The organism is Haloarcula quadrata (assembly GCF_003634715.1).
Classification (GTDB): Archaea; Halobacteriota; Halobacteria; order Halobacteriales; family Haloarculaceae; genus Haloarcula; species Haloarcula marismortui.
In genome coordinates, this window is record NZ_RBWW01000001.1 from 1,795,407 (window position 1) to 1,809,333 (window position 13,927).

The window sequence follows — 13,927 nt, forward strand, 5'->3', positions numbered from 1 at the left end:
GATGTGCTGATTAATGGACGCGACGGGTTCTGCCGAGCATTTTACCCGGATGGGGACGCTCGGCATCGAAGAAGAGTTCTACGTCGTCGACGAGTTCGGTCGCCCAACGTCTGGCACGGACGAACTCGTCTACGAGACGGAGCCACCAGCGGTTCTTGACGGGCGGCTCGACCACGAACTGTTCAAGTGCGTTATCGAGACGCAGACGCCGCGTATCGACGACCCGGCGGACGCCGGTGACCACCTCCGGTCAGTCCGGGACGCGCTGGTCGACCACGCCGAAGCGAACGGGTTCGGTATCGCCGCAGCGGGCCTGCACCCGCTGGCGAAGTGGCGCGAACTCGAACACGCCGAGAAACCGCGCTACAAGTCACAGCTGGACCGTATTCAGTACCCACAGCACCGCAACACGACCGCGGGGCTGCACGTCCACGTCGGCGTTGACGACGCCGACAAGGCCGTCTGGGTGGCAAACGAGCTTCGCTGGCATCTCCCACTGATGCTCGCGTTGTCGGCCAACTCCCCGTACTGGAACGGCTTCGACACCGGGCTGCAGTCCGCCCGCGGGAAGATATTCGAGGCCCTGCCCAACACCGGAATGCCGACAACCTTCGACGATTACGACGCCTTCGAGACCTACGAACAGCGGATGCTTGAAACGGGGAGCATCGACGACCGCGGCGAGCTCTGGTTCGACGTGCGGCCCCACTCCGGCCACGGCACTGTCGAGGTACGGGCCCCGGACGGGCAGGCCGACCCAGACCGGGTACTGGCCTTCGTTGAGTACGTCCACGAACTCGTTGTCGACCTCGCTGAGCGCTACGAGGATGGTGAGTCCGGTCGACGGCTCCGCCGGGAGTTCCTCGACGAGAACAAGTGGCGCGCGATTCGCCACGGCCAGTCCGCGGAGCTGCTGTCGCGTGACCTCTCAACGACGCGCTCGGTGGAGGAACTGGTCGAAATCGAGAGCGACCGTCTGGGGGTCGATGGGCTGTGGGAGCTGTACGACCGCGAAAGCGGCGCCGAGCGACAGCGCCGGCTTCGGTCGGAAGAGGGGGTCATGGCGCTTGCAGACTCACTGCGACTGTCCTGACGAAGGGTGTCGCCTGGGGCCGGAACGGATTGGTCGTTTCTAGACAGGGACTGGAGAGCCGGGGCAAGGGTTTTTATCCAGCTGTAGCTTTTGTCCTCACAGAGACAACGCATGTCTGCAGACGACAACGACCACGACGAGCTTGAGGACACAGACGATGTCCGGGACCGAATCGAGCAGGAGGCAGACCGCGCGGTCGAGCAGTTCGACGAAGGAATTGTCGACCTGCTGGCGTGGGTCCTCGACACGGAGACGCGGGCGCGGATCTACGTCCACCTGCGACAGCAGCCCGAAAGCACCAGCGAGGAGATAGCCGAAGGGACCGGCCTGTATCCGAGCACTGTCCGCGAGGCCTTGGCCGCGCTCACCGAGGAGGAGATCGTGACCCGCCAGAAGCGTGAGAGCGACGGCGCAGGCAACAATCCCTACGAGTACAGCGCCATTTCGCCGAGCGACCTCGTCAACACTATCGTCGGTGACATCCAGTCGGAACTGAACACGGTGTTCAACCTTGACGACCACATCGGCGGCGAGACGACACTGGAACCCGACAACGAGCCAGTGACGATTTCCGTCGAAGATGCGAACGATGACGCGACCGACGCCGACGCGAGCGAGGCCACTGGTGACGACGGAGACGAGTCCGAAGACGGAAACGACGACGCCGACGTGTAATCAAACTCGGCTCCAACAGGCTGTTTCACAAGTCGATATTACTAAACCTACCCGTGCCGTTGCCCGGGATATGAATGTCGCGCTGGGGGGAACGTTCGACCCGATTCACGACGGACACCGCGCGCTGTTCGAACGCGCATTCGAACTCGGGGACGTGACAGTTGGCCTCACCAGCGACGGCCTCGCGCCGAAGACACGCCACGACCAGCGCCACGTTCGCCCGTTCAGCGAACGGCAATCCGCACTCGCCGACGAACTCGCGGCGCTCGCCACCGATCTGGAGCGCGAATGGGAGGTCCGGGAGCTCACCGAGCCGACCGGTATCGCCACGGAGCCGCAGTTCGACACGCTCGTCGTCTCGCCAGAGACGGAGACCGGCGGCCGCCGCATCAACGAAATCCGCGAGGAGCGAGGCCACGACCCGCTCGAAATCGAAGTCGTTCCGCACGTCCGCGCCGCGGACGGCGACATCATCTCTTCGACCCGGATCGTTGAGGGCGAAATCGACGAACACGGTAATCTCACGCCGAACCGCACCGGCCGCCAGAACATTTCGTAGTTACCAGCCCGGCGCTTCCAGCCCAGCTGTCTCCAGCAGGTCCTTCCAGCGCTGTTGAATCGTTAACCGAGAGACGTCTGTCGCCTCCGCGACGGCCGACTGTGACCGCTCTTCACCGGCGACCAGCGCACCAACGTACACACTGGCCGCCATTGTCGCCTGTTTGGACCGGTCCTCCTCCGGTACTGTCGAGAGGAACAGGTCAACTGCGTGGGACCGCGCCGCCGTCCCGAGGTCAAGCCTGTCCGACGCCGCTTCGATGTCGGAGAGCCACTCATCGTGCTCGATTCGGTCGCTGGCGCGGTACATACCAAGTCGTTGGTCCCCATCCTATCTAAACCTTCGTCGCCCGCAAGCGAAGGGTTCTTTATTCCAACACGGATAGCGACTGATGCGCGCGGGTTGCCGAGCCAGGCCAAAGGCGTAGCGCTTAGGACGCTATCCCGTAGGGGTCCGCCGGTTCGAATCCGGTCCCGCGCACTTCTCGGCTCGAATAACTCATTAGAGCCGTGAGTGCAGAACGAGGATTCGAAGCACGGAACGAACGAAGTGAGCGATGTTCAGGCGGTTCGAATCCGGTCCCGCGCATATTCTGTCCGAATAATAGTGAGGACGAATAGCGGCTGGAGCGAATTCGAGCCCTGTAAGGAACGCACAGCGAACTGCTGTGAGCGAGCATTTCTTGCTCTGGTTCGAATGCGGTCCCACACGGTCTTGTTACAAACGCGGGCGAGAGACGCCGGCCAGATTCTCACACCGCAGGAATCACAGCTGCCGCTTATAATGAGTGTTGGCGTTGTCTCAAAATGAGGGACTGACGATGTCAGTGTACGACCCACTCCGTGACTCGTCTGCTCGCCCCGCAGGATCGACTCGGTTCGACTATGCGGTTGACGACGCGGACAATCCGACCGAGCTCACCGTCTTCAGCGAACAGGACGATGAGCTCCCAACCCACTGGATTTCGGTCGACATCGAACACGCCGTCGCGCTCGATGAGATGCGGTGAGCGAGGGGTGGGCTCGCTCAGGTCGCGTCTGTCGATTTCTTGACGACAGAATGGACAGCGAACGCTCTGGAAGCGTTGTGTCCGAAGTAAGTTTGCGTGGGTGCAGTCCCAAGGGAATGCACCTGCACTCTGAGAGTGCGTGGGACCGGATTCGAACCGGCGGACCCCTACGGGACAGCGCCCTCAACGCTGCGCCGTTGGCCTGGCTTGGCTACCCACGCGCGCTCTGTCTGAGTGCATTCAACTGTTCCCGGTGGGTAAATAAAAGCGCTTTCGTTTAGAGCCGCCCCGGGAGGGTGTGACACTCGGTCGAACCGGACGTTTGAAATATCACGAAACCGCTACGGGGGGCATGGCCAAATACTCGACCGGCAGTGGTGGCGATAGCGCCGGCGGGAGCTGTGAGCTCTGCGGTAGCGACGGCGGCGACCTCCAGACCGCAAACGTCGCTGGTGCGACCCTCCAAGTGTGTGACAGCTGTGCGCGTGACCACGGGGAAAACGACCGAACGACAGGCAATGACAGCTCGCGCGACGAACAGAACCGGAAACGCAAAGCCGCACAGAACGCGGCGAAGCTGCAGGACGCGCAACGAGCCGATACGTCGCACTGGGAGGACGGCGCTGACTACGACGATGACCAGCTCCCGTATCTGGTCAGTAAGTACGGCGAGCGCGTAACGGAGGCGCGACAGGACGAGGGACTCCAGACGAGTGAGCTGGCCGAGGAACTCGATCTTGACGACGCAGACATCCTCGCTGTCGAGCAGGGGCGCGCGACGCAAGCGAACGTCGGCGGCTCGACAATCAAGGCGCTTGAGCAGTACCTCGACATCGACCTCGTCGAGTCCAACTGACCCCGGATATTTTGCCGACTCCGGTGTAACGGCCGGTATGGATCTCTCCGCTGCGCAGCGAGCCATCCGTGACACCGTTCGAGAGTTTGCCGTCGAGGACATCCGCCCGAAAGCCGCTGATGCCGACCGAGAGCAATCGTTTCCCGAGGAATGCTGGGACGGGCTCGCGGATATCGACATCACCGGACTGACAACACCGGCGGAATACGGCGGCTTCGACGCCGACAAACCGACGTACGCGCTGGTCAACGAGGAACTCGCGTACGGGTCGCTCGCGGTCGCGACGGCGCTGTCGGTCCACTGCCTCGCAACCTCGTGTATCGCACAGTTCGGTTCCGAGGCAGTGCAGGACGACTGGCTCCCGGAGATGGTCGACGGCCGCCCGGTCGGCGCGTTCGCGCTCTCGGAGCCACAGGCCGGGTCGAACCCGCGGGAGATGTCGACCACTGCCCGGCGCGATGGCGATGAGTACGTCATCAACGGCGAGAAGCAGTGGATCACCAACGGCAAACGGTCTGGCGTCGTCATCGTCTTCGCGAAGGCCGACCCCGACGACCCGGATTCGATAACGCAGTTCCTGGTGCCGAAAGACACAGAGGGACTCACCGTCGGTGAGAAAGAGGACAAACTCGGGCTCCGTGCGAGCGACACGACACCGCTCCAGTTCGACGGCGTCCGCGTTCCCGAGCGGTACCAGCTGACAGAGGAAGGTAAAGGGCTGGCCGCAGCCCTGTCGATTCTGACCACCGGTCGGGTCGCTATCGCTGCACAGGCTGTCGGACTCGCACAGTCAGCCCTCGACGAGGCCCTCGACTACGCCAAGGAACGCGAGCAGTTCGACCAGCCGATAAGCGAGTTCCAGACGATTCAGCACAAACTCGCGGACATGGCGACGAACGTACAGGCGGCGCGGCTGCTGACGTGGAACGCCGCACAGCAACTGGAACGCGGCGAGGATGCGAGAGCGGCAGCGAGCATGGCGAAGTACTTCGCGAGCGAGACGGCGGTGGACGTAGCCAACGAGGCGATTCAGATCCACGGCGGCTACGGCTACACGACGGACTACCCCGTCGAGCGCTTCTACCGCGATGCGAAGGTGACGACCATCTATGAGGGGACCAGCGAAATCCAGCAGAACATTATCGCACAGGACTTGCTGGAGTGAGTGGGCCGGGGCGAAGCGGTTTTGCGGGTGTCGGCCCTACCGCTTGGTGTGACACACGACGCTGTGATTTACGACCTTGACGGGACGCTCGTCAGGCTGGCTGTCGACTGGGACACAGTGACCAGCGACGTGGCGACGGTCCTGCGCGAACGAAACGTCGAGCCCGAGAGCCGTGACCTCTGGGAGATGCTGACGCTGTCTTCGGAGACTGGCCACCGTGACGCCGTCGAAGCGGCGATCACCGACCACGAGCGGACCGGTGCGCATGAGTCAGACCGACTGGCCCTCGCCGAGGGGCTCCCACACAGCGTCCCCGTCGGCGTGTGCTCGCTCAACGCAGAGGAGGCGTGTCGGGCGGCGCTGGATGTGCATGACCTCGACAGCTACGTCGGTCCGGTTGTCGGCCGTGACACCGTCGAGTCACCGAAACCAGACCCGGAGGGACTACTAGCGATTACCGATGAAATCGGCGTTGATCCCGAAGCGACGGTGTTCGTCGGCGATTCGGAGAGCGATGCGACGGCTGCACAGCGGGCCGGGATGACGTTCGAGTGGGCGAGCGAGTTCGATCAGGCCCGGTACCGCGCGTAAAGATAGACGCAGACGGCCGTCAGGAACCAGATGAGTGCGCCGACGCGGACCGCGAACAGCGCTCGCGCGGTCCAAGTCTGGAGCGTGACCGCGGTCGACGCGAGCACGACGAGCGGCGAGCCGACCAGAATCGTCGTCACGAACGTGACCTGCATCACCCACCCGAAGTCCACGCCGTCGGGGTCCGTTTTCTCGACTGTTGGCACGTCTGATGGTACAGCCAGGTGCGGCAAGCGCCTTGCGGTTTCCCGGGCGAAGTGCGCAACCCGAACAGGTAAGGCCCAGGCGCGCCCCCGCTCGGATATGCCAACTGTCCGGGACCTGCAGGCGATGGCTGGTGAGGAGCCGATCACGATGCTGACAGCGTACGACGCCGTTACCGCGAGCATCGTTGACGACACCGGCGTGGACGTCATTCTTGTCGGCGACAGCATGGGGAACGCCGTGCTCGGCCACGACGACACGCTCCCGGTCACGCTCGATGAGATGGCCTCCCGGGTCGGCGCGGTCGCACGTGGCGCGGACAACGCGCTGGTCGTCGCCGATATGCCGTTTCTCTCCTTCGGCGCGGACGAAAGCGAGAGCATCCAGAACTGTGGGCGAATGCTGAAAGAAGAGGGCGCAAACGCGATCAAGCTCGAATCTGGACCACATACAGTCGAACTGACCGAGCGGCTGACCGAGCTCGGAATCCCAACAATGGCCCACCTCGGGCTCACGCCACAGAGCGTGAACCAGACCGGCTACACGAGACAGGCGACGGGCCGTGAGGAGGCCGAGGAAATCCTCGACCTCGCGCGAGAGCACGAGGCCGCCGGCGCGTTCGCGCTGGTGCTCGAACACATCCCGGCCAACCTCGCGGCCAAGGTCACCGAGGCCGTTGATATCCCGACAATCGGTATTGGGGCCGGCGGTGACTGCGACGGTCAGGTGCTCGTTTTCACCGACGTGGTCGGCCTCTCGGAGTCCAGCCCGCCGTTCGCCGAGCAGTTCGGCGACGTTCGCGGTGAGGTGGCCGACGCTGTCGACGAGTACATCAACGCCGTTGAGTCCGGCGAGTTCCCGCGCGAGTCACACAGCCACACCGAAGACGAACTCGACGACCTGTACTGAGCGGTCACGTCGGTATGTCGACCTACCCGGCTGCGGTCGTCTGATTTTCCATCCAGGCGTCGTACCCGGACTGGTTCTTGACGACGACGGTGGCGTCCATCTTACTGTGTCCGGCCCCGCACATCTCGGCGCAGTACAGTCGGTACTCGCCGGGTTCGGTGGCGTGGGTCCGGGCTGTCATCGTCCGGCCGGGGAAGATGTCCTGTTTGACGCCCAGTTGCGGAATGTAGATGGCGTGAATCACATCTGTTGTCCGCAGCCTGAACGTGACGTTCTTGTCGGCCGGAAGAACGAGCCGTTCCTCTGTCGTAACGTTGGCCTCGCCGTAGGCGAACTCCCACCCCCACTGGTAGGCGAGGACGTCTATCTCCGTATCGTTCGTGAACGCGTCGTCCCCGTCGGCGGATGCCTCGGCTGCTGCGGGCGTGATGTAGGGGTTGGCCATCACCACGAACGCCGAAACACCGACGAAGACGAGTATCGCGCCCGTCGCGGCCGTCCAGGTCACCTCTAGCGCCGGGTCGTCAACAGTCGGCTTCGGGTCGTCGTTGTTTCGGAACCGGTAGATCACGTACACAAGCGTGAGTTCCACGAATAGCGTCAGTGGCAGGGCGACGTACAGGAGTTGTTCGTTGAGGTCGTCGATAGCAGCCCTGTTGACCGACTGCGCTGTGACCGGAGCAGCAAGTAGCGAGAGCCCGACCACGACAAGGCCCGCCTGAAGCACGCGCCTTCGGAGACGCATTGTCACACTGTACCAATCGCCATGTCAAATAACTTGCCCAACGTTGCGTTAACTGAGCGTGTCATAGAATCCTCCTCATAGTGTGAGCTTCTCACGACCCGGGTCGTCTCCTCGCTCGAAATTTGTGATTGCGACAACGATGCGGAGACACAGCGCAATGAACACCTCTGTTCGTGCGTGGACGCGGCCTCGGGCGCGAACGTGCCCGAGGCCGCAGTCCTTCACCGCATCGTTGGTGCGTTCGACTCCTGTACGGCGGTTGTACGTCTCATCCAAGACTGATTGCTTGAGCTGAACCTCCTCACTGTGTTCCTTGATACGGTCTTCGACCCTGTATTCGATATCGAGCGGGTCATCAGTGTTTCGTGGGTTGTACGGGGCGACTGGTACAATCCCTACTTCCAGCAGGAAGTCGTGCCACTCAAGAATGTCGTAGGCACTGTCTCCAAGCATCCAGATCGGTGTCCCGACGGCGAGCGCGTCTTTTGTGACGCGCATCGCCGTCTCAGCGTCTGCCTGCTTGCGTTGGGTGAATTCTGCTGCAATCGGGATCTTTGAACCGGTCGAAACGATCGTACAGCCGAACCCGTAGTAGTGCTCTTCGGCCGTTGAATCGTAGTTCCACGACGCATCGTCGTTGTACTGGATCGCTTCAACGTGCGTCGAATCGATAGAGTACGTTGAGTTGAGCAGGCCGCGGGCGGCGGCCTGCTCGACGAGCCTCTGGAAAACATCATCGATGACGTGTTCTAGGTCGGTGAGAAACCGGTCGATTGTGTCTCTGGATGGCGGTTTGTCGAGCCCGCAATAGTACCAGACGAGGCCGTGCTGAAGTTCTCGTGCAACCGGGCGTGTACCGTAGACATCCTCGTAGTAGCAGTGCAGAAAGCCGCGAAAGAGGTCTGGTGGCTGATGCACCCGTGTTCGCCCCCTCGAAGCGGGGGCGAACACGTCGTACTCTAGCAGAAACTCGAACTCAAGATGCTCAAACAGCGGTACTGTCTCGGTAGCCGCGACATTCAAGAAGGCGTCTACCGAATCCAAATCTTGCAGGGTTGCGGTTGTGCTGGACACACTTTCCGCACCCTGCTGCTTCGTATGTGACCCTTTCTATGACACGCTCTTAACTGAGAGGCGATCGCCGCAAGATCCGGGTCTCCGTGTGGTTTTATGAGCGTGGGCGTGTCAGAAATTGGTAACGTATAGCATGGCGACACGAGCAACCGTTCCGGCACGGCACGTCACACACAGATGCTAAACAGGGCTATCGTTGAGGGAACCGCTCTCGCTGTGCTGGCCCTGGCAGTGCTTTTCCTGTGGGTCCGGGAGCAACGGAAGGCGCGACCGGAGAGCGATGGCGGCTACACGACGCGGGAGGAGGTCGAATTCGAAATCGGTCGAATCCAGTCTGAACTGTCCCGCTGGCTGACGACGACGGATCACCGGGACATCGGCTTGCTGTATATCTTTTTCGGCACCGCCGCCGGCCTATGGGGCGGTGTCGACGCGATGATGCTCCGGACGGAACTGCTGACGCCGCCGGCGGACATCTGGACGCCGGAGACGTACAACGCGCTGTTTACCACGCACGGGCTGACGATGCTGATATTCTTTGTCCTGCCCGTGTTTTTCGGCATCGGGAACTACGTCTTGCCGTTGCTCATCGGGGCCGACGACATGGCGTTCCCCCGCGTCAACGCTATTGGCTTCTGGCTCCTGCCGCCGGCGCTGATTCTGGTCCGAATGGGACTGATGATGCAGGTGCTTGGACAGGTGCTGAATCTGGTGCTCCCGGCGGACGCTATCCGGTTTTTTCTCACGATGCGCGAGGTGAGCGTCGGCTGGACGCTGTATGCGCCACTGTCTGTGCAACAGCCCAATCCACAGATAGACCTGCTGTTGCTCGGGTTACACCTGAGCGGCATCGCTACGACAGTCGGGGCCATCAACTTCATCACCACAATCGTCTACGAGCGCGGTGAGGGTGTCAGTTGGGCGAACCTCGACATCTTCTCGTGGAATATGCTCGTCACGAGCGGGATTGCACTGTTCGCCTTTCCGCTGCTGGGGAGCGCGCTCGTGATGCTCCTGCTAGACCGGAACCTCGGAACGGCCTTTTTCGCCACGGAGGGTGGCGGTGCCATCCTCTGGCAACACCTGTTCTGGTTCTGGGGCCACCCGGAAGTGTACATCCTCTTCCTTCCGGCGACGGGGCTGATGAGTCTTATTTTACCGAAGTTCGTCGGGCGAAAGCTCTTTGGCTACCAGTTCATCGTCTACTCGACACTGGGGCTTGGCGTGCTCTCCTTTGGCGTCTGGGCGCATCATATGTTCACGACGAGTGCGGACCCGCGGGTCAAACTGTCGTTCATGGCGGTTTCCATCGCCATCGCCGTTCCGAGCGCGATCAAGGTGTTCAACTGGATCACGACGATGTGGGAGGGGAATATCCGCCTGACTGCGCCATTTATGCTCTGTGCCGGCGGCATCGGGACGTTCATAATCGGTGGCGTCACCGGCGTGTTCCTCGCCGTCATCCCGGTTGATATCCTCTATCACGGGACGTACTACGTCGTCGGCCACTTCCATCTCATCGTCGTCGGCATCATCCCGTTCCTGATGATCGCCGCGAGCTACTACTGGTATCCGCTCATCACTGGCCGGTGGTACGACACGCGGATGGCACGGTTTCAGGCGCTGTTGATCGTCTTTGGCTCGTTCGTGACGTTCATGACGTTGCTGGTCATCGGTGGGCTGGGGCTCCCGCGACGGCAGGCGATCTACCCGCCGGAGTATCAGCTTGCCCAACAGATTGCGACTGTGGGCGGCTACATCATCGGCCTGAGCGCCTTGTTATGGCTGTATAACATGCTTGTCTCGTACTGGCGGGGGACGCCCGTGACGACGACAGACCCGTGGGGCCTGAAGGCGACGAGCCAGTTCACCCGCGAGTGGCAGTGGTTCGAACAGCACATGATGGACAAATACGACATGGAGCCGACGGAGCCCGAGACGACACGGCGCTCCTACGCCCCCGAAGCCGAACCGACCGGGCTGGCCGGCGGCGTCGGCACCGTCGCCCAGACGGTCTCTCGGAACGCCTGGATGGCCGCAGTCGGCGGGTTCGTCGGCACGGTCCTGATGAGCGGCGGACTCATCACGGCGATACTCATTGGCGTCCTCGACCCGGTTTCGTTCGGTGAAATCGCCGAACTGGTCGGGCTGCCCGCGAATCCGGCAATCGGCGCGGTCCTGTTCCTCGTTGGCGGGACCGTCACCTGGCCGCTCCTGTTCCTTGCCTTTTCGGACTATCTCCCCGGTCGCCTCCTGTTCGAGACCGGGCTGGTGTTTGCGACATTGATATCTAGCGGGTTCGCCATCGCGTTTTACACCGGCCAGAGCGGGCTTACGTTCATCGGGTACCTCACGTTCGTGCTTGTCTCTCACTGGGCGTACGGCATTGGGCTAACCGTGACCTTCCAGTACCTCAAATCGGACGAGACGCTCCGCAGCCGCGGCGGAGGAGGAAGCTAACGGATGAGCGATGGTGCTGACTCGTTCGTCTTCCAGTATCTCGCGCCCTTCGTTGGCGTCCTGCTCGTCGCGGTCGGTATCGCCGGAGCCGTGCCCGGCGGCTACGCGCTCATTGAGCCGGACCTGGAGAACTGCGGAAACCCGACTATCGGCGTCGAAGGGCCGGAGCGGACGGCCGAGCGGTTCAGCGGAGCCGAACCGGGACCGCGGCTCCCACAGGTAGCCTTCGAGGACCTCTCCTCGGCCGAACAGACGGCGTTTCTGACGGCTGTGGACGACCCAGTTGGTGAGCAGCAGGTCGTCGGTAGCGTGCCCAACGCCGACGCCTTCCGGCGCGGGGCCATCGTTACCTACGAGGGTGAACAGTACTACGTGACCCTCGTCGCGGAGAACACCTGCTTCGCGGCCGCACCACTACAGTTCCCGCTTGGAGTGTTCGCCATTGCACTCGGATTCCTCGGCGTTCTGGCCCCGCCACTGTACCGGCGGCTGGTGCGACTGGAACAGCGGGCCGGCCGGTCAGAGTAGCGGTCTCGCACTCAGAGCATGGTCAGAGCGCAGCGCCGACGTACAGCACGACGACGAGGAACACCCACACGAGGTCGACGAAGTGCCAGTACAGCGACGTGGTCCGGATAGCCGTGTCCCGTTCGGGCGCGTAATGGCCACGGAGCGCGCGCCCGAAGGCGATAGCGAGCAGCAGGACGCCGAGCGCGACGTGCAGACCGTGGAGACCGGTCAGGCCGTAGAACGCGCTCCCGAACGCGCCCGAACCGATGCCGAACCCCTCCACGGCAACGAACTCGTAGTACTCGTACACCTGTCCGGCGAGGAAGACAACGCCGAGCGCGAGCGTCACCCCGAGCAGGCCGAGGAACCGGTCCCGGTTCCCGTCTTCGAGCGCCTCGTGCCCGTAATGGAGCGTCACGCTGCTAGCAAGGAGCAGCGCCGTGTTGATGACCACGAGCGAGCCGAGCAGCGGCGGGAGGTGGGCTGGCGGCCACGACCCGGCCCGAATGAAGGCATAGTAGACGAAACCGGCGGAGAAGGTCGCCACGTCGGAGACGAGAAACAGAATCATCGTTGTGGCGTACAGGTCGGAATCGCCATCGCTGCGGTTCCGTAGGTAATCGGCGATGAAGGCCTCGTTAGCCCACCCAGCGAGTCCGGTCAGCAAGCCAATCGCACCAGCACCACCGAGGACAATCGGGACCACAGACGGGACCAGATCGAGCCCGACAAAGACCAGCCCGATACTCAGGTACAGCGACGCAGCGCCGACTGCAGCTAGCAGCGGCCACCGGCTTCGGTGTTCGTGGCCGTCTTCGGCGACGTGTTCGGTTCCCGCCTCCGTCGAACCAGCCATGTGAACGCGTAGCAGTGGGTTCGGTAAAACGGTACCCCCGCGATTAGCGCGTCGGCTGCGAGACCCACCCGAATCTTTATCAAACCGTCAACCGACACCGAGAATGTGGTTTACGAGACGGGCAACCAAACGGTAGATGATGCCGTCGTACGCGTGCTGGACGGCGAGCGCCTCAACCGACGGGACGGACTGGCTCTCATCGCACAGCCGGTCGACGACCTCGCGGCCGGGGCCGACTACGTGCGCACGCAACTGGGTGATGACACCGTCGACGCGTGTTCGATCGTAAACGCCAAAGCCGGGAACTGTGCGGAAGACTGTGGCTTCTGTGCCCAGTCGGTCCATTTCGACACCGGCATCGACAACTACGGTTTTCTCGGCCCGGAGAAGATACTCGAAGCCGCAAAGCGCGCCGAACGCGACGGCGCACAGCGGTTCGGTATCGTCGTCGCCGAGAAAGGCGTCTCGAAGGAGAATCGACCTGAGGAGTGGGCGGAGGTCCTCGAAGCCATCCGTCTCGTCCGCGACGAGACGGACGTGGAGGTCGACGCCAGTCTCGGCATCCTCACGGAGGAGGAGGCCGCGATTCTGGCCGACGAGGGACTCAACCACTACAATCACAACATCGAGACCTCTCCCCGGTACTTCCCGGAGGTCGTCCAGACCCATACCTTCGAGAAGCGGGTCGAGACGCTCCGGGTCGCCAAGGACGCCGGCATGGACCTCTGTGCCGGCGTCATCCTCGGGATGGGCGAATCACCGACCGACAGGGTCGACGCGGCAATGGCCCTGCAGGACATCGGCATCTCCTCGCTTCCGGTGAACATCCTGAATCCGGTCGCTGGCACCCCCATGGCCGAACAGGGGCTGCCCGACATCACGACCGAGGAAGTCGTCAAGACCATCGCGGTGTACCGCCTGCTCCATCCAGAGTCCCGCGTGCGCCTGACCGGCGGGCGCGAGGTCAATCTCGACACGGACGGACAGGTGGCCGCGCTGGAGGCCGGTGCGGACGGCATCCTCACTGGCGATTACCTCACAACAGAGGGACAGACGGCAGCCGACGACCTCGAAATCATGGAGGAGGCCGGACTCGAGCCGAACACCGAGGCCAACGAGTTCGACCCCGAGGCGGTCAAAGAACGCGCGGCTGACGAGACAGAAACCGAGACGGCGGCAGGGACAGCACAGACCAAATCAGAGCTCAAATCCGACGACTGA

General features: G+C 62.6%; 16 protein-coding genes and 2 tRNA genes. 12 read left to right on the forward strand and 6 right to left on the reverse strand.

The window, feature by feature from the left end; genetic code table 11:
* Window positions 1-13 precede the first annotated feature (13 nt).
* From BDK61_RS09240 to BDK61_RS09250, 3 genes are all read left to right on the forward strand, one after another.
* Window positions 14-1,093: a glutamate--cysteine ligase gene (locus BDK61_RS09240; protein ID WP_007190384.1), complete on the forward strand. Its 1,080-nt coding sequence runs from the start codon at window positions 14-16 to the stop codon at window positions 1,091-1,093.
* Window positions 1,094-1,204: 111 nt separating this feature from the next.
* Window positions 1,205-1,768 (forward strand): winged helix-turn-helix domain-containing protein, encoded by a 564-nt coding sequence (locus BDK61_RS09245; protein ID WP_004961397.1) that lies wholly within the window; start codon window positions 1,205-1,207, stop codon window positions 1,766-1,768.
* Between the two features lie 70 nt (window positions 1,769-1,838).
* A complete protein-coding gene (locus BDK61_RS09250) occupies window positions 1,839-2,327 on the forward strand; it encodes a phosphopantetheine adenylyltransferase (RefSeq protein ID WP_121303071.1) in 489 nt (162 codons plus the stop codon).
* On the opposite strand, the gene BDK61_RS09255 is transcribed toward BDK61_RS09250, so the two are convergent.
* Window positions 2,328-2,636: a cyclin family protein gene (locus BDK61_RS09255; protein ID WP_004961393.1), complete on the reverse strand. Its 309-nt coding sequence runs from the start codon at window positions 2,634-2,636 to the stop codon at window positions 2,328-2,330.
* Between the two features lie 86 nt (window positions 2,637-2,722).
* Here BDK61_RS09255 and BDK61_RS09260 point away from each other — a divergent pair.
* Window positions 2,723-2,807 (forward strand) — tRNA-Leu (locus BDK61_RS09260).
* Between the two features lie 340 nt (window positions 2,808-3,147).
* Complete coding sequence (locus BDK61_RS09265) at window positions 3,148-3,336, forward strand: DUF7511 domain-containing protein (RefSeq protein ID WP_007190383.1); 189 nt, start codon at window positions 3,148-3,150, stop codon at window positions 3,334-3,336.
* A gap of 136 nt (window positions 3,337-3,472) precedes the next feature.
* Here the strand turns inward: BDK61_RS09265 and BDK61_RS09270 are convergent.
* A tRNA-Leu gene (locus BDK61_RS09270) sits at window positions 3,473-3,557 on the reverse strand.
* A gap of 131 nt (window positions 3,558-3,688) precedes the next feature.
* Here BDK61_RS09270 and BDK61_RS09275 point away from each other — a divergent pair.
* Genes BDK61_RS09275 through BDK61_RS09285 form a run of 3 tightly spaced genes read left to right on the forward strand, consistent with a single transcriptional unit; the run spans window position 3,689 to window position 5,948 of the window.
* A complete protein-coding gene (locus tag BDK61_RS09275; RefSeq protein WP_121303072.1) occupies window positions 3,689-4,192 on the forward strand; it encodes a helix-turn-helix domain-containing protein in 504 nt (167 codons plus the stop codon).
* Window positions 4,193-4,229: 37 nt separating this feature from the next.
* Window positions 4,230-5,357, forward strand: a complete 1,128-nt coding sequence (locus BDK61_RS09280) for an acyl-CoA dehydrogenase family protein (protein WP_121303073.1) — start codon at window positions 4,230-4,232, stop codon at window positions 5,355-5,357.
* Between the two features lie 48 nt (window positions 5,358-5,405).
* Window positions 5,406-5,948, forward strand: a complete 543-nt coding sequence (locus tag BDK61_RS09285; protein ID WP_004961371.1) for an HAD family hydrolase — start codon at window positions 5,406-5,408, stop codon at window positions 5,946-5,948.
* On the opposite strand, the gene BDK61_RS09290 is transcribed toward BDK61_RS09285, so the two are convergent.
* The gene (locus BDK61_RS09290; protein ID WP_004961369.1) at window positions 5,927-6,154 is read right to left on the reverse strand and encodes a DUF5822 domain-containing protein; all 228 of its coding nucleotides are present in this window, start codon (window positions 6,152-6,154) and stop codon (window positions 5,927-5,929) included. The genes BDK61_RS09285 and BDK61_RS09290 overlap by 22 nt on opposite strands.
* A gap of 97 nt (window positions 6,155-6,251) precedes the next feature.
* Here BDK61_RS09290 and panB point away from each other — a divergent pair, with 97 nt between their 5' ends.
* On the forward strand, window positions 6,252-7,061 hold the full coding sequence (panB, locus tag BDK61_RS09295) for a 3-methyl-2-oxobutanoate hydroxymethyltransferase (protein WP_121303074.1): 810 nt from the start codon (window positions 6,252-6,254) through the stop codon (window positions 7,059-7,061).
* A 22-nt stretch (window positions 7,062-7,083) separates the two neighbouring features.
* Here the strand turns inward: panB and coxB are convergent, their stop codons facing one another.
* Both coxB and BDK61_RS09305 read right to left on the reverse strand, forming a co-directional pair.
* A complete protein-coding gene (gene coxB, locus BDK61_RS09300) occupies window positions 7,084-7,806 on the reverse strand; it encodes a cytochrome c oxidase subunit II (protein WP_121303075.1) in 723 nt (240 codons plus the stop codon).
* A gap of 75 nt (window positions 7,807-7,881) precedes the next feature.
* Entirely contained in the window at window positions 7,882-8,880 is a 999-nt protein-coding gene (locus BDK61_RS09305) for a transposase (RefSeq protein WP_121302241.1), read from the reverse strand.
* 177 nt (window positions 8,881-9,057) lie between these two features.
* Between BDK61_RS09305 and BDK61_RS09310 the strand changes: the two genes are divergently transcribed.
* Together BDK61_RS09310 and BDK61_RS09315 are read left to right on the forward strand one after the other, a co-directional pair.
* Window positions 9,058-11,340, forward strand: coding sequence for a DUF6789 family protein (locus BDK61_RS09310; protein WP_007190378.1), 2,283 nt, complete (start codon window positions 9,058-9,060; stop codon window positions 11,338-11,340).
* Between the two features lie 3 nt (window positions 11,341-11,343).
* The gene (locus BDK61_RS09315) at window positions 11,344-11,868 is read left to right on the forward strand and encodes a hypothetical protein (protein WP_004961361.1); all 525 of its coding nucleotides are present in this window, start codon (window positions 11,344-11,346) and stop codon (window positions 11,866-11,868) included.
* A gap of 22 nt (window positions 11,869-11,890) precedes the next feature.
* Here BDK61_RS09315 and BDK61_RS09320 read toward each other — a convergent pair whose 3' ends face one another.
* Window positions 11,891-12,706, reverse strand: coding sequence for a cytochrome c oxidase subunit 3 (locus tag BDK61_RS09320; RefSeq protein ID WP_004961359.1), 816 nt, complete (start codon window positions 12,704-12,706; stop codon window positions 11,891-11,893).
* 105 nt (window positions 12,707-12,811) lie between these two features.
* Between BDK61_RS09320 and bioB the strand changes: the two genes are divergently transcribed.
* Complete coding sequence (gene bioB, locus BDK61_RS09325; RefSeq protein WP_121303076.1) at window positions 12,812-13,927, forward strand: biotin synthase BioB; 1,116 nt, start codon at window positions 12,812-12,814, stop codon at window positions 13,925-13,927.